A 25,549-nucleotide genomic window follows, 5' to 3' on the forward strand; every position below is an offset into this window, starting at 1 on the left:
TTTCGTATAAGACAACCGAATCCTTAATACAAGCACCCATTAAATCAAGCCCCAGGTAAAACAGCCCCATAGCGCAAGGCAAAATCCCGAATATTACGATAGACCGTTAACAACTCGCTGACCAGCGGCAAGGCCCGGTTCAACGTCTCGGCATTCAGTTCACTGTCTTCCGGGTAGTCATGGGCAAAAGCGTTGCGCATCTCACGAAATAGAGGCCATTGGGCTGCATTATCAATCGCCCCTATTTTTTTTTCCAGCCGGTTGAGCTTGTCGATAAAGGTGTTCAACGCCCCCTGCTCTCCCACCAAATCCAGCACCTGAGGAAAGAGTTTTGCGCCCATGGCATCCTGTAATTTACTGAACCGGGTGGCAAATTGATCCATGTACGCCACTTCAGCCGGGGCAAGGTTTTCAAACGCTTTGGCACTCAATGGCAACAGGCTTTTCACTTCGGCTATCACCCATTCAAGGCGCAAGGCATGACGGTCACAAATCCAGAGGGTGCGCCCGATAACGTCTGCTATTTGTCGTTCGCTACCCATTCCTTTGCCCTGCTCGGTTGCCATTCAATTGAATCCCGGTATTTCTGGCTTCATGGTGAATCGCTTCCCGGGGTTTTCCTCGTCGGTAGATGACCAGGTCAATTTTCAGGAATTATACCGCAGACAGTACTTTCGTACCCGATCAGCAATATCCAGCAAAATGGGTGTAGCCTGCAACGTTTCAGGAAAAATAACCCTCAGCGCTTCCGGCTGGTATTCGTGGGCAATGCTGTTACGCAATTCCCGGATTTCGATAAACCGGTGGGCATCCTCAATCAGCCCTTTTTTTTCTGCACGGTTGATTCTGTCCCTGACGGTGCCGACATCTTCCAGGTCAATGGTGTCGATCAGGCGAAATATTTTTTGTAACAGAATATCGTTAAAGCGGGCAAATCGTGCGGTGAGTGATTCGAATTTTTCCAAGTCTTCCTGTTCCGGCATCTGGTCATTAGTCAGTAGTATGGCCTGACAGCGATCCAGAGACCATTTTAGCAGGGCTTCCATCTGGGCCATGGCCAACAGCTGCTGTTCTAATAACAGGATTCTGTCGGTATTTTTTTTCCCTGCCTGTTGCTTTTTGCCTGACTCGTTAGTCATAGCCGGATTCCCTCTGCCAGCGCGATACGGGTGAATGGATCAGTATCGTCTGCGGCAATCACCAGGTCAATTTTCTGCTCTCCGATAATCTCGTACAGCGCCAGCCGTATGCCCGTCCTGTCTTTCAAACCCAGTGTTTTTGACAGGATGAGCAGGTCAATATCCCCTCCTTTTGCCTGGTCATTCGCCCTTGAGCCAAACAACCATATTTGCGCCTGAGGGTCTGCCTGATATATCACCTTTCTAATGGCGTTTTGCTCTTCGTTCGTGAGTCTCAATATTGCTTAACCTATTTAGAAAGGCTGTGAAAAGCGCTGTAAAAAGACAATCCAGGTCTGTTGTCAATGTCGTTTAATCTTTAATCACTAACCAAGCCTGACCCCTTGCCTGGCAATTTCATGAATGGCCAGCGTTTCATGCCGGGTATCATGAATGAGGATATCCACTTTCAACTCACCCCAGCGGTCTTCAAATGCCAACCGGAAGTTAATTTTTCGTTCCAGGGTATTACCGATATTGTCTGCCTCAATATAAAGATCAATATCCCCCCCTTTTTTTGTATCATCAGCCCGGGAGCCAAACAGCCAGACGCGGGCATTTTCTGCTACATGTTTTCTTGCGAGTTCGACGATACTCTGTGCCATCGCCTCAGATATCCGCACGCTCTATCTCCGTTAGCTCTATTCCTTGCTGTTCACAGTAACGGTAGACATTCTCAGCCACCTTAAGCAGCAATGGCGTATTCTGCCATGCCATGTTTAACGCATTCACTCTTTCTGCCTCTGCTTCCGGATAGTCATGGGCAAACGCATTTCGGATCTCACGCCACTGACGCCATTGATCAGCAGAGTCCAGAATCCCTCGTTTTTCTATCCGGTTAAGAATATCTGCCATACTGACCGGCTCTTCATCCTCAGCCATCAGCAAAGTACGGAACACTTTACCACCAAGACAGTCCTGAAGATCACCATAGCGAACACGAAAAGCATCCAGCTTTTCCATCAGGTCTTCATCTGCGTTTTGCAAATCGTCCGCTGTCAGCGGTAAATCTGCCTTCAGCCTGACGACAGAAACAGACAACCGGGTAGCCGTGCGACAGGCCTGAAACCAGTTCTGCGTCAGCAATTTCAGGTATGAAGTATTCAGGGTCATCTCAGAATCCATTGATGCGGTTATAACTATTATTATTCAATAATACTGATATAACGATTCAAAGCCTCTTCCTGGGCGCTGGCCACTATGTCCATAAATCCCCCGTAGTCCTCTCGGGTAGGCGCTTTGTCCAGCGCCTCATAATAGGCCAGACGGTTTTCTTTGCGGATAATGACCGGTAAATAACCACTGCCCATCAAATCAAAGTTCATTAACAGCCGGGCGGATGGTACCATTTAACCAAATCATTTATCAGCTGTGGTAGGTGGTAATGGTCCGGGGGGGTGTGTTCTGCACCAGCAATAACAACATTCTGCTGCCGGTAGCGACCTGCATTGCCATCATCTATATTTTTCAGCACTAACTGGTGAATACTTAGCAGTAGAAAGAAAGGTTAGCAGCCGTTTTATAAGCTGCTCAATCTTATAAACCAACCGAAAAGTACGCTACCGCCCATCGGCTTAAGCATATGCCGAAACAGCTGCGCGGAAAACAACCAATCTACTCGAGCAAAAGTTGCATCAGCGTAAAAATTTTTATGTAGCTCCCTAACGTAATAATGCCTGTTTAAGGCCTTATTGTTTTAGTAGCTTTACAAGAACGGGGATTCTACACGACAGCCACGAAGTAATCACGACCGGAAAAGCACTTATTCGTGATTTTTTTATGAGGTTCATGACCAAGGCACCGAATATCTTTGGATTGCCCATCTTCAGGCAAAACTACCGGTGGTTGCTCCTTCACTGTCAGCGCCAGAGCACCTGGTGTTTTTTATCTATTTCCTCACGAAAACTATCGGGAATACTTTGCCAGGCAAGTGCCTGGACAATAATGGGTATATTGGAGTCCCGCAGGGTTTCGAGAAACAGGCTCAACTGCTCATAGTCTGTCATCTTGCCTGATCCGGGGGAAAGTGCACAGCCAAATCCAGGTCACTGTTGTCATGATTGGTTCCCTTGACCCGGCTGCCGTAAGCCCAGATTTAAGTATCCGGGGCAAATATCTGTTCAGCAATAGTGCAGATTGCCTTGCGATCCTTATCCCTGAGGTCAATCATTGTATCTATTGTCATAAGTTTTCCTGAATTTGTCACCTCAAGCGTCACCATAAGTTCGAGTTTTGAGCCTATTCTCAGGGTCGACATTAAGCTCAGGAACTCCGGCCTCATGTATTGTGCCTATCACCCTTCGACAAGCTCAGGATGAACGGAGATCGAACTCAAAATGCCGAAATTATTTCGGGACAATTCCTTACCCCTCCCCTTTCCATGAGTTTCAGATGGAACCACGAAGGACACAAAGAGCACGAAGGGCAAGAAAATCTCTTCGTACTCTTCGTGACCTTCGTGGTTCAGTCTTTGACTTCCCGAGGAAGGTAGTAGGCGGAATGTCTACCGTAAGAGAGCCTATTATGGAACATAACGAACCAGTATACCCTCAAGCCCTAACTCTTTCTTGATGGTAACCTTTAGCTGCTGAAGTTCATCCGGCCTTACTTCCGGCCCTATGTAGACCCGATAAAAAACCTTGCCTGTCTCTGTAGAAATTTTCTTCTGAAAAGCACTATACCCTTTAGTCTTTAGCTGCTTTTCCAGGTTTCGGGCATTGTTTTTATCCGCAAAGGTTGCCAACTGGAGAGACCAGGCTTTCAGATGTCCTGATTCATCCACACCTGTGGCTTTTTCAGTACGATCACTTTCTGGCTCGAGCACAGTTTCAGTGGAAGAAGGCACCACTTCAACAACATCCGGGGGAATATCCAGCTGGTCGACAAATGCAGGCACTGGGGGGGATTCAAGCTTAGGGGCTGCCGGGGAAGGCCTGGAGGTGACCAGAGGATGAGTCTCCCCTCCCCTGAACAGTGCGGGCGCGAGAATGATCAATAAGGCCAGCAATACCACAGCACCTATTAGTCTTTGCTTAAGTCCCTCGCCCAAGATACGCTCCGTAATGATAGATAAACAGTATTCATCCCTGCACAGATGGCGGGAAGTCAATTAAAGGTCAATGCCGGAAACTCTTTGCATCTTAAGCGAATTCCAACTAAACCTACAACAATTAAGCGCACGATACCGAAGGGACTTATCAGTATGGCTGAACCATTATACGAAACTGATTTTTACAGCTGGACACAGCAACAGGCAGAACTTATTCGTCAGGGCAGACTGGGAGAACTGGATTTGGACAATATCCTTGAGGAAATTGAAAGCATCGGCAGAAGCGAATACCGGCAGTTGAGTCACCGGCTGGATATTCTGCTGATGCATTTGCTGAAGTGGGCTTATCAACCTGATCACAGGAGCAGTAGCTGGCAGGGGTCTATCGAAGAGCAGCGATTCCGCATTCGGAAATTGATGAAAGAGAACCCTGGGCTAAAGCCAAAGATTAATAACGCCATGGTCGATGCCTATCCGGCGGCACGGATTTCTGCCTTCAAGGAAACCGGCATCAGCAAGGAACATTTTCCAGACGCATGCCCATGGACCTATGAACAAATTATGAATGAACAATTCTGGCCAGATATTTGAGCAATTTGTGGGGCTGCCTAACGGGCCTGGTGAATGTGGAGCTGCCTGTTTTGACTCGGTATTGTGTGCCTTTCGTGAAACCTTTATTGTCCATGGGGTTCGCTGCATTCCGTCGGGGACCGTGGAAGGCAAACTCAGCACACCATTTCAATGAACTTCAGACGTACAATCTCCGTTCACCCTGAGCGGAGTCGAAGGGTGATTGGCACAATCTTTGTCCAGGGCATGGTGTTTACGCCCTTCGACTCCGCTCAGGACGAACGGAGTTTGGAAGTCATTGATAGAGGGAGTCCATCAATTTCACTGAAATCGTGTACTCAGTGGCTGTTGGTCAAGGCAGCAGATACCGTCATAAATGATCCAGTAACCAGCACCCTATCTCCAGATGTTGAGCGTTCAAGTGCATGATGCAATGCTTCAGCAACCTGCTGATAGCGATTAACTGAATACCCTCGATCAACCAGCCTCTTTGCCAGCTCTTGTTCAGCCAGCGCCCTTGGAGACTCAAACTGAGCAACGTACCACTCATCAATATCGCCACTTAAGCAGTCAACAACCGCCATATAATCCTTATCTTTACACATGGCAATCACTGCTCGTGTCTTACCTTCTGCCGGAGACTCGTCCAGACGCTGCTTGAGCATTTCTGCTGCCTGAGGATTGTGGGCAACATCCAGCACCACATCGATAGACTCTCCTGATTCATTTTCCATCATCAGCTTCTGGAACCGTCCGGTAACCGATACCTGTGACAAACCTTCTCGAACAGCTTCAATAGCGATAGGCTCTGGCAAAAATTGCAGCGCTTGCAATGCCGTCGCGGCATTATCAATCACGACATTGGGAACAGGGAGGTTGTTCAGCTGTTGATTTTCACTACCTGACCAGTGCCACGTATTACCCGATCTTGCCAGGGTAAACGCCTCTCCTCTGCAATACAGGGGACTGCCAAGACGCTCAGCCATGTCGGTGATTGCCTGCGGCACGGGCTGATCACCAAAGATCGCAGGTTTACTGGCACGAAATATTCCTGACTTCTCTTTGGCAATCGCTTCAATGCTAAAGCCAAGGTATTCCTGATGGTCGAGCGCCACCGTAGTAATTACCGACACATCCGGGTCAATCGCATTGGTAGCATCCAGTCGTCCACCCAGACCGACTTCCATCAATGCCACATCCACCTCCGCCCTTTTAAAGCAGTCAACGGCAGCCAGGGTGGCAAATTCAAAATAGGTTAGCCATGTCGTTTTTCGACTTTCATTTATCGTCTCAAAAGCATCACATAGCCAGTCATCACTGACCTGTTCGCCATTAATGCGAATTCTTTCGTTAAACTTGAGAAAATGAGGTGATGTAAATAGACCTACCCTGTAACCGGCAGCCAGCAAAACAGCTTCAAGAACGGCCAGCGTCGAGCCTTTGCCATTGGTGCCCCCCACGGTGATAATGAACGGCGCGGGTTTGAGCAAATCCAGCCGGTCACCCACCAGCCGAATCCGGTCCAGCCCAAAGTCGATGTCATGCTCCGGACGAGTTTCTTCCATCCAGGTTAACCACTGTGCAAGGCTTTTTTCTTTCTTTTCAAAAGAAGACAACGTCACATCTCCAGACGTATGCATTCCCATGCAAGCCCCTCAGGGCCTGCGTGGGAATGAGAGAGATAAAAGGTGGGATCAGGCAACTTCTTCTGCAGGATCAGCAAGCTCCACATCTGCATCCGGCCTGCCCTGCATTTTCCGGCAAAGCCTGGCGATAGTGGATCGCAAATCAGAACGGGAAACGATCATATCAATAGCACCGTGATCCAGCAGGAATTCACTGCGCTGGAAGCCTTCCGGCAGCTTTTCCCGGACGGTCTGTTCAATCACCCTGGGACCGGCAAAACCAATCAGGGCACCGGGCTCAGCCATGTTGATATCACCGAGCATGGCCAGACTGGCAGAAACACCGCCGTACACCGGGTCAGTCATCACAGAGATATAAGGAATACCCGCCTGGCGCATTCTTTCCAGGGCCGCACTGGTTTTCGCCATCTGCATCAGGGAAAACAGGGCTTCCTGCATTCGGGCACCGCCACTGGCTGAAAAACAGATCAGCGGCATCTTCTCTGCCAGGCATAACTCGGCAGCACGGGCAAACTTTTCCCCGACCACCGACCCCATGGAGCCGCCCATAAAAGAAAACTCAAAGGCAACGGCCGCGACCGGAATGTCCTCGACGGTACCCCGCATGGCCACCAGGGCATCTTTTTCGCCGGTCTGCTTTTGCGCCGTTGCCAGTCGGTCACGGTACTTTTTAGTGTCGCGAAACTTCAGCCGGTCATTGGGCTCAAGGTCGGCAAACAGCTCTGCCTTTCCTTCCTTGTCAAGAAAGTAATCCAGTCGCGTGCGGGCACTGATTCGCATATGATGCTGGCACTTGGGACAAACACCCAGGTTTCTATCCAGCTCGGGGCGATAGAGAAAGGCCTCACACTTCACACACTTGCGCCAAAGCCCTTCTGGCACACTGCTGCTTTTCTGCGCAATAGCAGCGCGTGATAACGATGGAATCAGTTTATCGACTAACCAGTTGCTCATTCATTCGTCCTGTCATCGTCCATAGCTGAGCGCATTTCGGCAATTCGGCTGGCAACGCGGTCAATGGAGGCCTGTCCCTCATTGCCATACTGAGCCAGCTCAGATACCAGCACACTGCCCGCAATAACACCGTCTGCCATTCGCCCGATGGCGGCAGCCGAGGCACCATCGCGGATACCAAAGCCAACACACACCGGAACGTCAGCAAAACGCCGGATGTGGTTGACCCGCTGTTCAACTTCTGCCGTATTCAGGGTTGCCGCACCGGTTACCCCTTTCAGGGATACATAATAGAGATAACCACTGGCAACCCGGCAGATCTTGGCAATTCGTTCATCGGATGTGGTCGGGGTAATCAGGTTGATCATATCAATACCACGGTTATGCAGCATATCCAGTAAATCACCTGCGGCTTCCGGTGGCAGATCCACCATCAGCACACCATCAACACCCGCCTGACTGGCCAACTCAACAAACCGCTGGTAGCCCATGATCTCTACCGGATTGAGATAGCCCATCAGGACAATCGGTGTGTCATTATCCCTTTCCCGGAATTCAGAAACCATTGCAAAAACGTCATGCAATGTAACACCGTGTGATACCGCCCGCTCATGGGCCTGGGCAATCACCGGACCATCCGCCACCGGGTCCGAGAACGGAAAACCCAGCTCAATCATATCCGCCCCATGGTCCACCAGCTGGTGCATGACCTCGACGGTCTTGCCCGGAGGGTCACCGGCAAGAATGTAGGGTATCAGTGCTTTACGTTCACGCCCCTGCAAGGTTTCAAAGCGGGCTTTGATTCTGTTTATTTCACGACTCATGCTGTGCCCACCTTATACTTCGAGGCCATCAATAGCGGCAACGGTATGAATATCCTTATCACCACGACCAGACAGATTACAGATAATGATCTGGTCCTGGTTCATCGTGGGTGCCAGTTTATCAACCCAGGCCAGGGCATGGGCGCTTTCCAGCGCTGGCATAATGCCTTCCAGACGGGTCAGCTGGCGAAATGCCGCAAGAGCTTCTTCATCCGTTGCCGCCGGGTATTGTGCACGGCCGATATCTTTCAGGTAACTGTGTTCTGGTCCAACCCCCGGGTAGTCCAATCCGGCCGACACAGAGTGGCTCTCAATAATCTGGCCATGTTCGTTGGTCATCAGATAGGTTCTTGCGCCCTGCAAAACGCCCGGACGACCGGAACTCATCCGGGCCGCATGCTTATCGGTATCAACACCGTGCCCTGCCGCTTCAACACCGTACAACTTAACGGCTTTATCCTGGATAAATTCGTGGAACAGCCCCATGGCATTGGAACCACCACCCACACAGGCAACCAGGGCATCCGGCAGGCGGCCTTCTTTTTCCAGAATCTGCCGACGGGCTTCCCGGCCAATAATACTCTGCAGATTACGCACCATTTCAGGATAGGGTGAAGGGCCACAAACTGTACCCAGCAGATAGAAGGTATCTTCGGGGCGTGCTACCCAATCCCTGAGAGCTTCATTAATCGCGTCTTTCAGCGTCTGGGAACCGGTTTCTACCGGTACCACGGTGGCCCCCAAAAGTTTCATGCGATAGACGTTCAATGCCTGACGTTTTACGTCCTTGGCCCCCATATAAACCACACACTCCAACCCAAGACGGGCGGCCACCGTCGCCGAGGCGACACCGTGCTGACCGGCACCGGTTTCGGCAATAATCCGGGTTTTCCCCATATGTTTGGCCAGTAGCGCCTGACCAACCGCATGGTTGATTTTGTGGGCACCGGTATGATTGAGATCTTCACGCTTCAGGTAGATCTTCGCGCCACCCAGCGCCCGAGTCCATCGCTCAGCAAAATAGAGCGGTGAAGGACGGCCGACAAAGTCAGCCAGGTCACGATCAAAATCTTCCTGAAAGGTCTTGTCTTGCCAGAGCTCACGCCAGGTGCGGTCAAGGTCTTCCAGCGCACCCATCAGGGTTTCAGCCACGAAACGTCCACCGTAACGGCCAAAATGCCCCATTAAATCCGGTTGATCGTACTTGTGTTCTTCAGAAGAAAGAACGGGGGACTCAAAAATTTCTTGATCGACCATCATCTTCCTGCCGCCTTGATAAAGGCTTTGATTTTATCGTGATCCTTAATGCCAGGCTGACTCTCTACGCCACTGCTGACATCAACTCCATAGGGTCGAACCCTGTTCACTGCCTGAGCGATATTATCAGGACTCAGACCTCCGGCCAGCACCATCGGTTTATTCAGCTCATGGGGTATCAAATCCCAGTCAAAAGACTCACCGGTGCCACCCACCTCCCCGGGCTTATAACTGTCCAGCAGGTAGCCACAGGCACTGGTATAGGGAGCCACCATGTCGGCCACGGCAATATCCGGACGAACACGGAAGGCCTTCATATAACGTACCCCCCAGCGGGCGCACTGGATTTCCGGTTCATTGCCATGAAATTGCAGAAGTGAAAGAGGAACCGCGTCCAGAACCGATTGAATCAGCTCATCGGAGGCATCGACAAACAGCCCAACCACCGAGACAAACGGCGGCAGAGCCCGGACAATCTCCACGGCCTGCTCAACCGTAACACAGCGACGGCTTCTCCGGTAAAACACCAGACCGATGGCATCCGCCCCGCTATCAGCAGCGATCAAACCATCATCAACACGGGTAATTCCGCAGATTTTTATACGAGGAGATACTTCCATTTCCCGGTGTTCTCTTTCCCACGCCCTGTGTCGGGAGATTACCCGGGACACAGAGCCAACCACAGGGTAAGGGTTTGAAGGTGCTTTCACACTGTCAATCCGAAGATCAATGCGAAAGAATAGGCAACCCCTGAGCGATCAATGATCTTATCAGAACATTTCGGTGATTACTGCACCTGGCAAATCATTTCAACGATTTTAATGAGCACAATCTCCGTTCACCCTGAGCGGAGTCGAAGGGTGATTGGCACCGTCTTTACGGTTGGTTCACAGTCCACCCCCTTCGACAGCCTCAGAATGAACGTGGTTCTGCAGCTCAGTAAGTTCTCCGCTACAGGACGAACAGAGTTTTCAGAGCAATAGAGAGGAACCCATCCATTGCACGGAAAACGTATGCCAGCTCCGGAAAAACCGCCGATTTAAAGCGGAATTAATGGCGCAATAAAGTGCGGGTTCGATTCACTGGCCGGCAACCCAAACACCTTATCGTATCCCGCATCGACAAAATAAAGCCCACAGGGCGAAGCGGTTACCCCACCCTGGGCACGATCCCGGGCATCCAGCACCTCTTTTGCCCAGCCAGGCTCACGCTTGCCGCAACCCACCGCCATCAACACCCCGGCAAAATTACGAATCATATGATGCAAAAACGCATTGGCCTGCACATCAATAACAATCAGTGGTCCGTGGCGGGAAATATCCAGCCGGGTCACATTTCTGACCGGGTTCTTTGCCTGACACTGAATCGCACGGTAAGAGGTAAAATCATGTTCGCCTACCAGGCACCCTGCTGCTGCCTTCATGCGCTCAACATCCAATGGCCGATAGTTCCAGGTCACCCCTTTGGAGAGGTGTGCTGGCCGAATGGGATGGTTATAAATCACGTAACGATAACGTCGCCACAGGGCAGAAAAGCGGGCATGAAAATCATCAGAAACCGGCTTCACCCAGTTTACGGCCACGTCATCCGGCAAATTGGCATTAGCGCCATAAGCCCAGCCCCGCTCGGTACGAACGGCATCCGTATCAAAATGAATAATCTGGTTACAGCCATGAACCCGGGCATCGGTTCTTCCTGCACAGACAACGGCAACAGGATGGTTTGCCACTTTTGACAGCGCAGCTTCTACAGCAGCCTGCACAGTGGGCAAACCGGTCTTGAGAACCTGCCAACCAAAAAAACGGGAGCCATCGTATTGAACACTGGCAGCATAACGGGGCATGAAAGAAAAACACCTATAGAAAATAGCCAAAGGCAGAATTTAAGCAGGAGTGCGCGGGTAGATTACCACCAGGAGATGTTCCCGGGTTAGTGCAGCCAAGCTCTGAAATACATAAATAAACACCTCGTTGCCACAACCTCTCCGGACTCATTCCCATGGTCCCGAGGTTGTCGCAAAACCGGTTCTACAGGATGGAATCGTAACAGATTCACCACCCGCTGCTGAAGCACTCTTATCCTTTGCTTCTGTCTGGTGATCTCTGCTGTATAATCCTTTCAGTTGCACCAATTGACTCAGTCGAGATTATTCTTGGTCTGTTCGTCAGGGCTCCCGCCCACAGTGGTTGTCAAACCAAGGCGTTCTGCAGCCATTCCGGCACCGGAAAAGGCTGCTTTTGCTGTATAGTCCAGCGCTTTTCCCACCAGGTACCCGACACCTCCACCAACCACGACGGAGCCTGTGCCAGACAGGATTCGGTTCAAAGCATCAGGATGATTCGCACGTATGGCCGCATGTTTTTCTGGTGGCCCCAGTAGCATTAATGGACTTGTGATGGCACTACTGCAACCCAGACCACAGAGCGCCCCTGCGTAGGTACACGCCTGGACAATATGAGAATCCTGCTGAATGAATGGAGTGATACCAAGGTGATTCATATACGTGGATACGGTATCACGAATTTTCACAGAAGCATGCCAGAAGGCGGTACAACCGTGATAGACCCCTTTCCCGATGAGGTTTCCCGCAAAGCCATAAGCGCCCGCATATAAGGCGCGATTCAGAAAATTGTCATCGACCGCGAAGCGGGCTGTATGAAAGCCAAAAGCCAGCCCTGTCATGGTACCAGCCAAAGCCAGAGAATCCTTCATTACTGAGGCAGGAACAATAATGTTGTTCGTTGAGCCTGTACCAAAGTTGATATCCATTGTTAAGTCCCTCTCAGATATAAGAACGTGACGTTTTACGGAAGGCGACCATGTAGATACTCAAGCCAGGAAAAAGTTCCTGCTGGCAGGTTTTGACGGGTTGTCGTGCCTCCGCACTCCGTTCGTCCTGAGCCTGTCGAAGGGCGGAAACTCCGGACTCTGATAGATCGCGCTAAGCACCCTTCGACTCCGCTCAGGGTGAACGGAGATGGTACACATCAAACTCATTGAAACCATGAACTAGAGGGCTTTGTGCACAAACAGGTGGCTGTCTACCTGTTCAGCGACCAGTGGCTATCGATCTAAGGCATTCAGCCGCCATTCTGACACCGGAAAAGGCGGCTTTTGCCGTATAGTCCAGCGTTTTTCCCACCAGATATCCGACACCGGCACCGAGCATTACCGAGCCTGAGCCAGACTTGATTCGGTCCATAACATCAGGAGGAGGCCAGCAAGGAGGAGGCTCATAATTGCGGCCCCAGTGCCCACGTCTTTCAATTTCTATTGCCTCTTCTGACAGAATCAGTAATGGAGCTTCGAGGGCACTACTGCAACACAGGCCATACCACGCTCCTGCGCAGGTAAATGCCTGGACAATATGAGAATCCTGACTGAAGGGGGTAAAACCAAGGTTATTCATACACGTGGATACGGTAGCACGAATAACCTCAGAGCCTTTCCAGAAGGCGGCACAACCGTGATAGGCATTTTGTGCAATAAGGTATCCAGCAGTGCCACAACCGCCCAAATATGCGCGATGAGTCAGCACATTGTCGTCGTCCGAGGACATAGATACAAAAGAGCCAAAAGCAAGCCCTGACAGGGTACCTGCCACAGACAAAGTATCCTTGATTACAGAGGTAGAAATAACAAAGTCGGTTGTCGAACCTGCACCTGAATTGGTATTCACAGTTGAGCCGCTATCCCGGGCAATATGAGAATCCTGACTGGTGGGGGTAACATCAGGGTTATTGATATGTGTGGATACTGTATCAGGAATTTCCACAGCTCGTTGCCAGAAGGCGGCACAACTGTGATAGGCAGTTTTGGCGATGAGGTGCCCCGCAACGCTGCAAGCGCCCATATATAAGGCGCGATTCCGAAAACTGTCGTCGTTCGGGAGGCGGGTTACAAGAAAGCCGAAAGCAAGCCCTGACAGGGTACCTGCCAAGGTCAGGGCATCCTTCGCTACAGAGGAAGAAATAACAACATTGGTCGTCGAACCTGCGCCTGAGTCGATATTCATAGTTAAGCCGCTATCGATGGAAGAATCTAACGTTTAACGTGAGGTAACCCTGTAGATGCCCAAGCCAGCAAAAAGTTCCTGCTGGCAGGTAATGAGGGAATTTTCGGCACATTCACGACCACACCCGTGCCGTTCAGACATTACGGGGGTTGGTACGCAACACGTGGCTGTGTTTGCAAAATGGAAATTTTTATTCTCGGCCAGCTTCCTGGAAATGAGTTTCTGTTTCAGTTCCGTCAGGTGATCTTTGCCGTACCATTTCTGCGGAACGGCTCAGCAGGATTTCTTCAGCAGACTCTGAATGCTGATGGATTCTCCCTGAGCTACCCGAGGCAACCTCAGGGCTCTCGCTCACAGTGGTTTCAATCCAAGACGATCAGCAGCCATTTTGGCACCGGAAATGGCTGCCTTTGCGGTAAGGTCCAGCCCTTTCCCCAATAGATATCCAACACCCCCACCTAACATGGCCGAGCTTGTGCCAGCCATCAGAACCCGGGCAGCGTAAAAGGTGTTGTCAATGTAAGGATCAGGAGGTGCTGACGGATCGACAAGGTTCCGGGCTGGTCGCTGCCGCAAGGGGCTGTACCTCAAGCCTAAGTAAGCTCCTGCGTAGGTTGATGCTTTGACAATGTGAGATTCCTCATTGAAAGGGGTAATGGGCAGATTAGTCATAAGCGTGGTTACGGAATCATGTACAGCCACAGCTGAGTTCCAGAGGGCGGCAACACCGTGATGGACACTTTCAGCTAACAGGTATCCCGTGGCGCCAACAACGCCAGCAAGACAGGCGCGATTCAGATAGTTGTCGCCAGCATAAGTAGAGACACCATAGCCCAAAAAAAACGATAGAGTGGTAACTCCCGTAACCACAATATCAGCGAATTCAGAAGTGTTATTCACGCCATTGGCATTGGCATTGGTGCCAGCACCTGGGTTGACATTCATTGTTGAGCATATCCTTGATTAAAAAATGGGTATTTAACGTAATTTAACCACTTGGATGTTCAAGCCAGAAAAAAGTTCCTGTAGACAGGTAATAAAAAGGCCTTTTCAGCACCAGCGGTAAAGACCAGGAGCGAATCAGCCAATTCGCCCCTGGTAAAAACGAAACCCGGTTCAATCAAGTGCCAATCACCCCGCCATCATCTTTGGTAATCAGCACAGTACTCGACCGGGGCCGTGTAATTCCATCACTGGCCGGAAAGCTGATGGCCGGATGCTGGATATTAACCCACATGGCTTTGCCATCAGGCGTGGTGGTCACACCAGTGATTTCACACCCTCTCGGGCCAGTCAGAAAGCGTTTCACTTCTGCGGTGACCGGATCGCAGCAGAGCATCTGATTGGTGCCCATATTGCTGTTGCGTTCCTCATCGTCACCGTAATCGGTCTGAATCCAGAGGCGGCCCTGATAGTCAAACCAGATACCATCCGGCGAAGAGAAAATATCACCCTTGATATCTCCCACGAAGTGTTCAGGTACCGGGCTACCATCCGCCAGTGTCGCGCCAGGGCGGTCACCGGCCAGCAGGAACATCTCCCAGTTGAAATGGGTGGCCGTGGGATCAGCGTTTGCCTCGGTAAAACGAACAATCTGACCATGGCGGTTATCTTCCCGGGGATTGACGGCATTGGTTTGCTGATCCTCTTTTTGGCCCCGGTGCTTATTATTGGTCAGCGTGACATAGACTTCCCGGGTCTGCGGATGCACGGCAACCCATTCCGGGCGGTCCATGGTTGTGGCCCCCAGAATATCCGCAGCACGACGGGCGTGTACCAGCACATCGGCCTGACTGGTAAAACCATTGCGACGGGTCAGGCCGTTGTGGCCAAACACCAGTGGCCGCCACTCACCACGGCCATCATCATGGAACACCGCCACATAAAGAGTGCCATGATCCAGAATATCCCGGTTGGCCGCTGGATTACCGGGTTTATAGGCCTGATCCGGCACAAACTTATACACGTATTCGCCGCGGGTATCGTCGCCAAAATAGAATGCCATACGACCATCATCACCCAGCGAAAGTGTTGAACACTCTCTGACCAGTCGTCCCATGGAGGTGCGCTTTTTCGGGGTGCTGTCCGGTGAAAAAGGGTCAATTTCCACTACCCAGCCAAAACGGTTGGGTTCGTTAACATAACCGCCATGAGGGGCATGGTGATCAGGTGTCGCATTAAAACGGGGTTCTACTGACTCCCAGGCATAGTATTTACTGTTCTTGTCTTGGGCCACACCATACCGCTGGTGGGCTGGGCGTTGCTGATAATCTTCAGCATCACGGTTAACAAAGTAGTTCTTCCAGTTCTCTTCACAGGTGAGATAAGTCCCCCAGGGTGTTACGCCCATGGCGCAGTTATTCAAAGTGCCCAGCACCTCAAGACCAGCAGGGTCTGCCACGGTTTTCAGAAAATCAGTACCGGCCACTTCACCGGTCAGATCCATGGGGGTAAACCCGGTGATCCTGCGGTTATAGCGGGAATCCTTGACTTGCTGCCAGTGACCATCGGACTGCTTGCGAACTTCGATAATACTGACACCGTGGGCCGCCATCTCCTTCTTCACTTCATGCGCCGGGCGCTGTTTAAATCCCTGCGGGTTTTCAGTGATGGTCAGACCGTTGGGGTGAAGCGTAGGATTAATGTACTCATGATTCATGACCAGCAGGCCATGGTCGTCCGGCTGGTCCGCAAATGGGAAGAACCAGATCCCATCGTGATTCTGGCCTGCCTGCTTCATCTGCTCCCGCCAGCTGTTGCTGCCATCTGGCCGCCAGGGTCTGGCACCTTTCTCTACCGGGTCACCCCATGAAAAAAAGACGCTGGCCGTATAGCCTTCAGGCACATTGATGGCATCGAACATGGGGTCCTGCTCAATGGGAATGGGCTTGAATCCGATGTCCGCCCGCCGCAGGTTTCCAACAGTACTGCCACCCAGAGCATTATGACTCTGCCCGGTCGTGCCCATACAGCCAGCCAGAAAGCCTGCCATGGCCAGACCCAGGCCACCTTTCATAAAGTTCCGCCGACTTTTTTCTACCACGTCATCCAGGGTACTGTTGCCAGAGAAGTTATCTGGCTGATCATCCAGCGACTCCAGCTGTTCATGAAAATCACGATGGTTCTGTAACTTTGAAGATCCGGCTTCCATGATTATCCCTCATCGTTAAGTAAACACACTGTTATTGAAAGAATGATTTGCTGAGAGATTAGGCGATGACTGTTACAGATTTATTGCTATCAAGTTTCAATTAGATGAAAAAAGCTCTGCAAGAAAACGGAGCAAATTGTGGAGAGAAAGTCAGCCGAAACGGTTGCTACCTATCCGGGAAAGACAGATAGCATCAGGCTATTTCAGGAAGGTACTACTTCAAATTTTATCTCAGCATCTTTTTCCAGCCGCTCAATAAGCCGATCACCAAATAACGTGGATGTTGTCCAGAAACCGCCCGCCCTCCCGCTCTTCTGCTGCTTATCGTGGAAGTCCAGGGCCAATCCTGCAGCCACCTGCCCCAGCATTCTGGCGGTAGAGCCATACCCCGGATCGCCCTGGCCAACAACACGGGTGCGAATTTCCTGGCCATCTGCTGTTTTGCCCAGAAAGCGAATATCATAAAACCCGGTTTTCTGGGCTTCGGGAGAAGGTCCCTCACCCGGTTTGGGCAACACAAATCGCTCCATAAACCAGCGGGTTGGCTTAATCACCATGGACAGCATAAACAGACCCAGTCCGCCTACCAGGGCGGAAGACTGTAAACGACCTTTAAAACCAGCCCCCATCAGCATGGCTTCGCTGTACCTGAAATCCCTGCCATAAGGAAATTCAGCCAATGCATTGGAACGAAGGACCACCCGGGAATTAATGCCAGCCATAATGAAAGGTGCCAGCCACGCCCCAAAGCCGGAATCATACGTCGGTGTTTTAACAACTTCCTGTCTGGCCTTCAAGCTTTCATTGTCAGGGCAGAGCAGATAAGGGTTGGCCAACTGTCGGCGTAATGCCGGGTTGTTTGCCGCCTCACGGGTGAGGTTAGTTATACTGGCCAGCGTGCCACCGGATATACCACCTCTGGCGGCTTTCACCCGCATGCTGATATCTGAACAGAATGAACCCAAAACTTCCCTGGCTTTTTTCTGGGTAAAGTACACGCCCATATCAGAAGGTATTGAGTCAAAGCCACTGCAATGAACAATGCGTGCACCGCTGTTGCGTGCCGTTTCCTCATACCGGTCCAACATCTGTCGGATCCATTGCACCTCTCCGGTCAGGTCGCAATAATCAGTACCACTTTCTGCACAAGTCTTGACCAGTGATTCGCCGTAAAGTGCATAAGGTCCCACTGTCGAAACAATGACCCGGGTTTGCTGGCACAATGCTTTCAATGAAGTCTCATCAGCAGCGTCAGCCAGCAGCACAGGTAGCTCAGGCTGTTGTAAGTTCTGCTTTAATTGAGCCAGTTTCGCTTGAGAGCGCCCTGCTATCGCCCAGTTAAGGCGTTCCTGGTCATTGTCGTTAAATCTATCAACCAGGTACTGGCAAAGTAGTTGTCCAACGAAGCTGGTCGCCCCGAATACAATCACATCAAATTGATTATTCATAAACTCAGGAGATCTCTGTACTTTGTCGTTTTTATAAGAGACATACAGCCTACAGAATTGAGTATAAAAATGGAAAAGATAAAAGAGATATAGTCAAGGACCATCCACTCGATAACGCCGGACAGATTATCATTTTGAACTTATGAGCCATGAATGGGTCTCTTTATGATCATTTAAATCAAACTAAAATAGTTGGTTGACTTTATGAATCCAGGTTTTCCTCACGAGACAAGCAGTATTTATTACCCGACAAGCTCCGCACCAAAGCAAACAGCTTATGGTCAATCTGCTACCAATGGCCCAGATCCAAACGGAGCCGTTCAACATGAACGGATTAAAATCACCAGAACCATTCGAACAGAAGGCCTGAAGCCCGATCTGCATTGCTTTCATTCAAAACAACCTTCAAGCAACCCCTTACAACCCGGTAGAGTTAGAGCTGACTATGCACACCAGCCATATTTTAATCAGCAGCCCCTGAACTACCCGGCAACCAACCACTACAGTAATACCTCCATGACCTCAGCCAGCCAGCCCATACCAGCCCATCAGATTACTCGCTCTGACAGCCATCTGGACAAGGTACAATGTAACCAGGTGCTGGCAAAACCCACAACAGATCTACAAACACAAAACGAAATTACTGACCTCCTGAGTGAGATTTGTGACCAAGCATCCGTTCCACCACAAAATCAAATGGGCAAGACCGGCTCATCCTTTACGACATACCAGCCTGCGAACATTTATGCCAGTCATTCTATTTATCCGGGCACGCGGTTTTCAGACACGAAAGAGTCAGCCTTCTGGCACTTTTCGCAGGGCAATCAAGCCTTTCATACTTCGTATCCTGGATTCAGAGCAGGCGAAAATGCCAGTATCATGGGCTACGGACAGCAGCCCCTCACACCAACAATCGCACAATCAGAAAACTTTATACCAAGCCCTCTCCTTTCATCACCAAGAAAGCGTCTGCAAAATCAGGACTTGAGTCATCAGGCAAAATTAGGTGCGTTTACTCCCACAAAACCTTATCTCAACACCACGGCTTACAACAGCAATTCAACCACAAAATCAAATGGTGCCAATTACCAAAACTTATTTACTGCGAACCAAATGAACCATTGGATGTACTCAAACGAACTGCAATGTTTTGCAAATACCCAGCCTGCTTACTCAGCGGCCAGTAGTGATTATTTCCAGCAGCAAATGGCTCAGACCGCAGCCTACAAAAGCTATATGACGCAAAACCTCCCAACACCACATGTACAAAATCTTGCCGCCAGACCTTTACCTCCCGGGCAGTCAACAAGGCCTGAGCACTCGGCAAACAGTTATCCTGTTCCGGTTTCGGTTTCGTCACGTTCCGCTGATCAACCAGGCTCATCATCCCTGATTGCTCCCGCGGACAAATCAGCACCACAAGATTCCAATACTTTGCAACAAAGCACGGATTACCCTGATACCCAGACCAAAAATACCAGTAAAGAAACACACACCCCCCCGTCACCGGAAAGTAAAGCATCTGATGACAGTAGCAATGAGGTTGATTTTAATTGGCAAGCTCCTGAGTTTCAGAGGGAGTCTGACGAGATTGTGTCATTAATCCACGGGACCGAAAATCTATTGGGTATACAAAAACTGGATTTGCCCTGGATTACCACCGCACAGGCATTAATTATTGCCGCAGATGCCATTGACGGCAACATAACCGAAGCCACGATGCATATATTGCGATTAGGCCTTTTAATGGACCAGCCAAATGAGCCAGACAATCCACTTGAGGATGTCAACCCGGAGATGGCCAAGCTAGTCAATGACTGGTATGAGCAAAGCGAAGAAGACAAAATAGAATCTGAATACTTTGAATTGCTGAATGCCATTAATCGATATAGACGAACGAAAGGTGAACCAGCATTGCAGGAAAGCACTTCTTGTAGCAGCGTTCTTGAAATAGCTAATGAAATATTACAGTCTGAAAGGAACGCAATGAGTAGTGATTCTTTACCACCAAAGCGTGACAGAGCCTTCCTGCCTGAATACATCCAAACTGCCTTAAAATACATTCAAGGTGATAAGGAGTAGAAAAAGTTTTTGAAAACAAAAGAAGGAAATATGGCGGTGAGGGAGGGATTCGAACCCTCGATACGGCTACAAACCGTATACTCCCTTAGCAGGGGAGCGCCTTCAGCCTCTCGGCCACCTCACCGGGAACGATGGCTATGTTACCCTGAGCGCCTTGAAAAGCAAGTTTTTTTTAACCAGGGAATTTTTTAGCCATCTTCCAAAGCCTCAGGTATGTGCTGTTTCCTGCCCCGAAGTTGCAGGAATCTTACAGACTAAAACAGTACTGAAATTTGAATCAGCATCACGATCTTTTTGCTCATTGAAGCAGTAGATAAATAAATGATCACCGTCGGGGCTAAACTTGACCATTCCAACGCGATGATCCAGTACTATCTTGTCTTTTTCAACCCATTTGCCGTCAGCATCAATACCCCAAAGCTGCACAAGGCCTGGCTGGCGCTGGTCGTTACTGTCTAGTTTGTTGCCGTAGGTCAGAAAATGATTTTCCGGACCATTAAAACGCACTCCTTCGATCCCGTAGACACCAAGATTCGAGGTCGAGTTCGTCTGCGCCAGCTTGATCCACTCACCATTCGTTTCACGCCCGAGAATACTGGCGGTGCCCAAACTAGTGCTATAGGCAAGGTTCCCTGAATGGGAAAACTGGGCATCAAGAATATGATCTGAATGTTTAACCACCAGTTGTTTATGCAGATTTCCCTGACTGTCCAGGCCCTGAATTTTGAGATTCCCTCTAAGATCAAGGGTCAGTACACTGTCCTCCTGAGCGTTGAAGGCAGCATGGGAAATCCCCATCTGATAATTACCTGCCCTTGCTTTCTCAACAAGATTACCCGCCCCATCATCACCCCAAATGCAGGCAAATTCCGAATCAAAGCCATAGCTCAACATCAGGTCCTCTGAGGGGCTGAAGATGATGTCGCTACTGCCTGGGTGCTCTAGGGTTTGAGCTTTACCCGGCCTGCGGCAGTCGAGGACTTTATAGATGACATTGGTCGGTCTGCAGATGATTTCGCTGCCGCTGCCCTCTGGTTTATAAAGACTTGCCCGTAACATACGCCCGGAGGGACTGAATCGTGCATAGGCACAATTCTGCATTTCAGTTTGTACTACCCAGGCACCGTCATCATTGTAGCCAGAAATCAAGGCGTTACGATCTTTATCAACAGTCAACGTGTGTTGGCCGGAGGCATTAATGGACGCATAATCTACGCTTCCCTCATGCTCGTTGAGGTGATTTAACCTACCTTCAGGATGAATGATTTCCCCAATCTGCAACCAATTGCCATCAGCATCGCATCCCACAAAGACTTCCTCGTTACCCTCGGTCAAGATCAGGGCATGCCGCTCATCATCACTGAACTGGACGCTTAAAATCTTGCTGTTACACTCAATGGTCTTTATTTTCTCCAGACACTTGTTCTGATCATCACAGTTCCAAAAGGTCGCTGTTCTGTCCTCGCACGTCAGTATACAATTGCTCCTGGCCCCGAAGCATATTTGAACAGAATCCTTCATCGGCCAGTGACGGATCTCTTTATTCTGGGTCAGAGGGGTCCAACGGCCATTGATATCCTCCCCCCATACGCTGATTTTACCGGTTTGAACATCCCTGGTTATGATCTTGTCCTGCAAAGGGCTGCAGTCTGGCATCTCTTTAGGGCTTTCTTCATTTCCGGGGGTGCGATCAAACGCCACCTCATCCTGGCCAGGATCAATATCTTTACTCTTACTCACCAGGACACTGCCATCGTGGTTGTCTCTCAGGATTGTGAGCCCCCCCGACTCGTTGTCGTAACGCAAGACAGCGTTAGGAGCCAGGGAATGCCATTTGTGTTCATCCAGCCATTTGCCATCCGTACCCGGTCGCCAGATGCCAAGGCGATAATCGTCCCTGGAGCAGCCATGGATAACCAGGCCTTGATCCTCTGGGCTGAAACTGGCATCAAAAACACCGTAATTAAAGCTGAACTGAGCTGTTAATCGCAGGTAATCTCTCTGGCAGTGGAAGATATCTTCCACCATTGGGTCAATTGTGTCCGGCTGCCTGTTATTGACAGCAACATCCGGTAACTGTCCATGCTGTTGCATTGCACCGGACAAACCATCTTTTGATGACTGCTGCATCATGGAAACAGGCAGCTCGGCAATCTTGCGTTGATCGGTAGTAGTGGTGATACCCGGTTCAGGTGGTAGATCTGGTGTCAACTGTTTCAGCGATGGTGTCTGATCCGATGCAGGGACTTTCTCGATGCATTTATTAAAGGCCTCCGCTGCCCCATGCAGTTTTTTCAGATCATCAAGTGTCTGAAGCCCACCGGCTTCTGATCTGGCCGCTGGCACACTGATTGCTGTTGTTGGATGCATGATAAATAACTCCGGTCGTATTGACAAAAAGGGGACTAATCAATGAGGCGATGAGTCAGAAACACCCTTTTTTTTGACTGTCTGACCATTCAGCTTCTGAACTGTAGATCAGCGCATTTGACAAAAGTTCCTGCTTTAAGAGATTTTTTTAATTCAGGGTCATGATACCAATCATGCCGTCTGGGAGGCTGACCGAGAATAGCGCCCGTCTAGGCGACTAGGCGACCCCGTAGCGAGGATGGCAGAAAATTGAGGATAAAAAGTCGGAAATTTTTAGTGAATAGTGGTTCTATTTGCTAAAAATTTCCGACTTTTTAGACCAATTTGCTGCCACCGCACGACTGCATGGATGCAGGAGCTAGAACAACGCAGGAGCAGTTGCCGCGTAGGGCAGTCTATTCTCGGCCAGCCTCCTAACCCGGATATTTCATAAACTGCCCCGAATCTCGCGCAGGACTTTGTCGCTCTAAGGGATTTTGTGAGGGAGCACCGTACCGGGGAGTACGGTCGACTGAGCAAAACTCCCTTAGAGCGGCAAAGGACAAGCGAGATCGGGAGCACGTTTATGAAATATCCGGGCTAAGTCCCGTGATGAGCAGAATAGCCCCTTAAGACATCGCGTTGCGAACAATCATTCGATACCATTTGACCAAATACAGATACAAAAAAGCCTGACAAACTTTCAGGCTTTTTTGAAACTGTCTGCCGGGATTAACAAGGTTCCCTTAATCAAATCAGAGATATAAACGACAGTTTAATAGTTATCAGTAAGACTCGTAAGATTCAGACTCGTATCCGGACTCGTAACCTTCATCTTCTTCATAAGAGCGACCAGTTCCTCCTTTCTTGTGCTCTTTTTCTTTTTGAATTCTCTGGTAAATTTCTTCCCGATGAACTGCAACCTCTTTTGGTGCGTTAACACCGATACGAACCTGGTTACCTTTAACACCCAGAACAGTGACAGTGACCTCGTCCCCTACCATCAGTGTCTCTCCTACGCGGCGAGTCAGAATCAGCATTTCAATCTCCTTATTTACATCTCTGTTAAGTCAACAACCGTCAATTCTGAGCACGCTGGTGCATTGGTTAGAAGCTGATGATATCACCCAGAATGATCGCGTGAAATTACACGACACCAACCCCAGTACAGACATTATTTCACCTTAAAATTGCCTGACCTTTAAACTGCTTTAGTACTCAGTTCAAAGTAATGAAGTATATGTCAGCTCAACCGTTCATGCTTAAGAATTATTCAGCAAACCCAGTCTAGTCACCAAGTTCAGGATTTCCATTCGTATTTCTACCTGCCGGAAATGGTTTTTGGGCTTGATAACTCTACGCGCTTTACTTTTGACTGCTTTTGAATACCTGTTGCTCTTTCCACCCTTGCAATTTCAGGTGGGTTTGGAGCAGAAGAGCCCCCTTACGAGGCTCACGATTTTATTTATATTGACGTTTTAGACCCCATTATCTTCCATTGGTTCCCTGTCCAGCTGAAAAGCCGAGTGGAGCGCCCGAACAGCGAGCTCCAGGTATTTCTCTGCAATGATAACGGAAACCTTGATTTCGGACGTTGAGATGATCTGGATGTTAATCCCTTCAGCCGCCAGCGCTTCAAACATCTTGGTGGCTACCCCCGCATGGGAGCGCATGCCAACGCCGACAATGGAAACCTTGGCGATTTTCATATCACCGTGGTATTCAAGGGCTTCGAGCTCTTTAACAATCTGCTCAACCACCACTTTTGCCCGCTCATAATCATTACGATGAACGGTAAAGGTGAAATCGGTGGTTTTGTCCTCAGCCGTATTCTGGACAATCATATCCACTTCAATATTGGCCCGGCTGACCGGCCCCAGAATCCGGGATGCCACACCGGGAATATCGGGCACGCCCTTAATGGTCAGCTTGGCTTCATCTCGGTTGAATGCGATGCCGGAAACTACCGGTGATTCCATGGCGATACCCTCATCCAGTGTAATCAGTGTTCCAGGGCCATCCTGGAAGGTGTGCAGAACTCTCAGGTTAACATTGTATTTGCCAGCAAACTCGACAGCCCTGATCTGCAGGACCTTGGAGCCCAGACTGGCCATTTCCAGCATTTCTTCAAAGGTGATCTTGTCCAGCCGACGGGCTCCCTCAACCACTCGCGGGTCAGTGGTGTAAACACCATCGACATCCGTGTATATCTGGCATTCATCAGCCTTCAGGGCCGCTGCCAGGGCTACTGCCGTGGTATCCGAACCTCCCCGCCCCAGGGTGGTGATATTATTTTCTTCGTCACGCCCCTGGAAACCGGCCACCACAACCACGCGCCCCAACTCCAGGTCCCTGACGATACGCTCGGTATCAATGCGCTGGATGCGGGCCTTGGTGTGGACACTGTCAGTAACAATAGCTACCTGACTACCGGTATAGGACGTCGCAGGGCAGCCCCGCTCATTCAGGGCCATACTCAAAAGACCGATGGTCACCTGCTCGCCCGTCGAGAGGATAACATCCATCTCCCGTGGCGTCGGCTGTGACTGCATGGATCGGGCAAGCTCCACCAGCCGGTTGGTTTCACCACTCATGGCGGAAACCACAACGACCACGTCGTGCCCCTGTTCGCGGAACCCTTTGACCTTATCAGCAACACCCTGAATGCGTTCAGTGGTGCCTACTGAGGTGCCGCCAAATTTCTGTACTATTAGCGCCATTTTATTCGTTCTACTTCAATCAGCCATGACCCGGAGGCTGACCGGGAATAGAGCGCCTTACTGCGAACACTATTCCCGGACAGCCTCCTGATGATCAAGCTTCCCTGTACCAGCTTCCTGCTGCAACAGCCCAACATAATTTACAGAATACAGACATTCAGAAGCCGGACAGCAAAAGCTGCCATCTCTATCATTCAGTGGATGGCAAAATGTACCATGAATCCCCTCCGGGGTGTATGCCTCAAAGCAATAAAAAACGGGCTGACCCATAGAGGCTGACTTGTCAGAATAGCTAACCATCCTGAC

General features: G+C 50.1%; 25 protein-coding genes, 1 tRNA gene and 1 pseudogene. 2 read left to right on the forward strand and 25 right to left on the reverse strand.

Annotated features, from left to right (window positions below; genetic code table 11):
* Positions 1 to 44: 44 nt before the first annotated feature.
* The 10 genes from ACO6UX_RS04400 to ACO6UX_RS04445 form a co-directional block, all read right to left on the reverse strand.
* Positions 45 to 566, reverse strand: coding sequence for a hypothetical protein (locus ACO6UX_RS04400; RefSeq protein WP_422445210.1), 522 nt, complete (start codon positions 564 to 566; stop codon positions 45 to 47).
* 81 nt (positions 567 to 647) lie between these two features.
* Positions 648 to 1,139 (reverse strand): hypothetical protein, encoded by a 492-nt coding sequence (locus ACO6UX_RS04405; protein ID WP_422445212.1) that lies wholly within the window; start codon positions 1,137 to 1,139, stop codon positions 648 to 650.
* Positions 1,136 to 1,417 (reverse strand): nucleotidyltransferase family protein, encoded by a 282-nt coding sequence (locus ACO6UX_RS04410; RefSeq protein WP_422445214.1) that lies wholly within the window; start codon positions 1,415 to 1,417, stop codon positions 1,136 to 1,138. Before ACO6UX_RS04410 ends, ACO6UX_RS04405 begins: the two co-directional genes overlap by 4 nt.
* An 87-nt stretch (positions 1,418 to 1,504) precedes the next feature.
* On the reverse strand, positions 1,505 to 1,801 hold the full coding sequence (locus ACO6UX_RS04415) for a nucleotidyltransferase domain-containing protein (protein ID WP_422445216.1): 297 nt from the start codon (positions 1,799 to 1,801) through the stop codon (positions 1,505 to 1,507).
* Positions 1,788 to 2,291, reverse strand: coding sequence for a hypothetical protein (locus tag ACO6UX_RS04420; protein ID WP_422445218.1), 504 nt, complete (start codon positions 2,289 to 2,291; stop codon positions 1,788 to 1,790). The genes ACO6UX_RS04415 and ACO6UX_RS04420 overlap by 14 nt, the downstream gene beginning before the upstream one ends.
* A gap of 32 nt (positions 2,292 to 2,323) precedes the next feature.
* Complete coding sequence (locus ACO6UX_RS04425; protein WP_422445220.1) at positions 2,324 to 2,527, reverse strand: hypothetical protein; 204 nt, start codon at positions 2,525 to 2,527, stop codon at positions 2,324 to 2,326.
* Positions 2,503 to 2,652: a hypothetical protein gene (locus ACO6UX_RS04430; RefSeq protein ID WP_422445222.1), complete on the reverse strand. Its 150-nt coding sequence runs from the start codon at positions 2,650 to 2,652 to the stop codon at positions 2,503 to 2,505. The genes ACO6UX_RS04425 and ACO6UX_RS04430 overlap by 25 nt, the downstream gene beginning before the upstream one ends.
* A 385-nt stretch (positions 2,653 to 3,037) precedes the next feature.
* The gene (locus ACO6UX_RS04435; RefSeq protein ID WP_422445224.1) at positions 3,038 to 3,184 is read right to left on the reverse strand and encodes a hypothetical protein; all 147 of its coding nucleotides are present in this window, start codon (positions 3,182 to 3,184) and stop codon (positions 3,038 to 3,040) included.
* Positions 3,181 to 3,273 carry a nucleotidyltransferase domain-containing protein gene (locus tag ACO6UX_RS04440; RefSeq protein WP_422446137.1) on the reverse strand — a complete coding sequence of 31 codons (93 nt, stop codon included), beginning with the start codon at positions 3,271 to 3,273 and terminating at the stop codon, positions 3,181 to 3,183. The genes ACO6UX_RS04435 and ACO6UX_RS04440 overlap by 4 nt, the downstream gene beginning before the upstream one ends.
* Before the next feature lie 426 nt (positions 3,274 to 3,699).
* A complete protein-coding gene (locus tag ACO6UX_RS04445; RefSeq protein ID WP_422445226.1) occupies positions 3,700 to 4,227 on the reverse strand; it encodes an SPOR domain-containing protein in 528 nt (175 codons plus the stop codon).
* Positions 4,228 to 4,380: 153 nt separating this feature from the next.
* Here ACO6UX_RS04445 and ACO6UX_RS04450 point away from each other — a divergent pair, with 153 nt between their 5' ends.
* Positions 4,381 to 4,818, forward strand: a complete 438-nt coding sequence (locus ACO6UX_RS04450) for a DUF29 domain-containing protein (RefSeq protein WP_422445228.1) — start codon at positions 4,381 to 4,383, stop codon at positions 4,816 to 4,818.
* A 317-nt stretch (positions 4,819 to 5,135) separates the two neighbouring features.
* Here ACO6UX_RS04450 and folC read toward each other — a convergent pair whose 3' ends face one another.
* From folC to ACO6UX_RS04505, 11 genes are all read right to left on the reverse strand, one after another.
* Positions 5,136 to 6,437, reverse strand: coding sequence for a bifunctional tetrahydrofolate synthase/dihydrofolate synthase (gene folC, locus ACO6UX_RS04455; protein ID WP_422445230.1), 1,302 nt, complete (start codon positions 6,435 to 6,437; stop codon positions 5,136 to 5,138).
* Between the two features lie 54 nt (positions 6,438 to 6,491).
* Complete coding sequence (accD, locus tag ACO6UX_RS04460) at positions 6,492 to 7,397, reverse strand: acetyl-CoA carboxylase, carboxyltransferase subunit beta (RefSeq protein ID WP_422445232.1); 906 nt, start codon at positions 7,395 to 7,397, stop codon at positions 6,492 to 6,494.
* The gene (gene trpA, locus ACO6UX_RS04465; RefSeq protein ID WP_422446139.1) at positions 7,394 to 8,209 is read right to left on the reverse strand and encodes a tryptophan synthase subunit alpha; all 816 of its coding nucleotides are present in this window, start codon (positions 8,207 to 8,209) and stop codon (positions 7,394 to 7,396) included. Before trpA ends, accD begins: the two co-directional genes overlap by 4 nt.
* Positions 8,210 to 8,233: 24 nt before the next feature.
* Positions 8,234 to 9,406 (reverse strand): tryptophan synthase subunit beta, encoded by a 1,173-nt coding sequence (gene trpB, locus ACO6UX_RS04470; RefSeq protein WP_422446141.1) that lies wholly within the window; start codon positions 9,404 to 9,406, stop codon positions 8,234 to 8,236.
* Between the two features lie 71 nt (positions 9,407 to 9,477).
* Positions 9,478 to 10,188 carry a phosphoribosylanthranilate isomerase gene (locus tag ACO6UX_RS04475; protein WP_422445234.1) on the reverse strand — a complete coding sequence of 237 codons (711 nt, stop codon included), beginning with the start codon at positions 10,186 to 10,188 and terminating at the stop codon, positions 9,478 to 9,480.
* Positions 10,189 to 10,517: 329 nt separating this feature from the next.
* Positions 10,518 to 11,321 (reverse strand): tRNA pseudouridine(38-40) synthase TruA, encoded by an 804-nt coding sequence (gene truA, locus ACO6UX_RS04480; protein ID WP_422445236.1) that lies wholly within the window; start codon positions 11,319 to 11,321, stop codon positions 10,518 to 10,520.
* A 293-nt stretch (positions 11,322 to 11,614) separates the two neighbouring features.
* Positions 11,615 to 12,247, reverse strand: a complete 633-nt coding sequence (locus ACO6UX_RS04485; RefSeq protein ID WP_422445238.1) for a hypothetical protein — start codon at positions 12,245 to 12,247, stop codon at positions 11,615 to 11,617.
* 280 nt (positions 12,248 to 12,527) lie between these two features.
* A complete protein-coding gene (locus ACO6UX_RS04490) occupies positions 12,528 to 13,493 on the reverse strand; it encodes a hypothetical protein (protein WP_422445240.1) in 966 nt (321 codons plus the stop codon).
* Positions 13,494 to 13,844: 351 nt separating this feature from the next.
* Positions 13,845 to 14,438 (reverse strand): hypothetical protein, encoded by a 594-nt coding sequence (locus ACO6UX_RS04495; RefSeq protein ID WP_422445242.1) that lies wholly within the window; start codon positions 14,436 to 14,438, stop codon positions 13,845 to 13,847.
* A 175-nt stretch (positions 14,439 to 14,613) separates the two neighbouring features.
* Entirely contained in the window at positions 14,614 to 16,644 is a 2,031-nt protein-coding gene (locus ACO6UX_RS04500) for a PhoX family protein (RefSeq protein WP_422445244.1), read from the reverse strand.
* A 203-nt stretch (positions 16,645 to 16,847) separates the two neighbouring features.
* Positions 16,848 to 18,092 carry a saccharopine dehydrogenase family protein gene (locus ACO6UX_RS04505; RefSeq protein ID WP_422445246.1) on the reverse strand — a complete coding sequence of 415 codons (1,245 nt, stop codon included), beginning with the start codon at positions 18,090 to 18,092 and terminating at the stop codon, positions 16,848 to 16,850.
* Positions 18,093 to 18,296: 204 nt separating this feature from the next.
* Between ACO6UX_RS04505 and ACO6UX_RS04510 the strand changes: the two genes are divergently transcribed.
* A complete protein-coding gene (locus ACO6UX_RS04510; protein ID WP_422445248.1) occupies positions 18,297 to 20,174 on the forward strand; it encodes a hypothetical protein in 1,878 nt (625 codons plus the stop codon).
* Between the two features lie 31 nt (positions 20,175 to 20,205).
* Here the strand turns inward: ACO6UX_RS04510 and ACO6UX_RS04515 are convergent.
* From ACO6UX_RS04515 to ACO6UX_RS04530, 4 genes and pseudogenes are all read right to left on the reverse strand, one after another.
* A tRNA-Ser gene (locus ACO6UX_RS04515) sits at positions 20,206 to 20,298 on the reverse strand.
* Positions 20,299 to 20,381: 83 nt separating this feature from the next.
* A complete protein-coding gene (locus tag ACO6UX_RS04520) occupies positions 20,382 to 22,544 on the reverse strand; it encodes a hypothetical protein (RefSeq protein ID WP_422445250.1) in 2,163 nt (720 codons plus the stop codon).
* An 854-nt stretch (positions 22,545 to 23,398) separates the two neighbouring features.
* A pseudogene (gene csrA, locus ACO6UX_RS04525) lies at positions 23,399 to 23,563 on the reverse strand (carbon storage regulator CsrA); the annotation flags it as partial.
* Positions 23,564 to 24,001: 438 nt separating this feature from the next.
* On the reverse strand, positions 24,002 to 25,243 hold the full coding sequence (locus ACO6UX_RS04530) for an aspartate kinase (RefSeq protein WP_422445252.1): 1,242 nt from the start codon (positions 25,241 to 25,243) through the stop codon (positions 24,002 to 24,004).
* Between the last annotated feature and the right edge of the window lie 306 nt (positions 25,244 to 25,549).

The organism is Endozoicomonas sp. ALB091 (genome assembly GCF_049310265.1).
Classification (GTDB): domain Bacteria; phylum Pseudomonadota; class Gammaproteobacteria; order Pseudomonadales; family Endozoicomonadaceae; genus Endozoicomonas.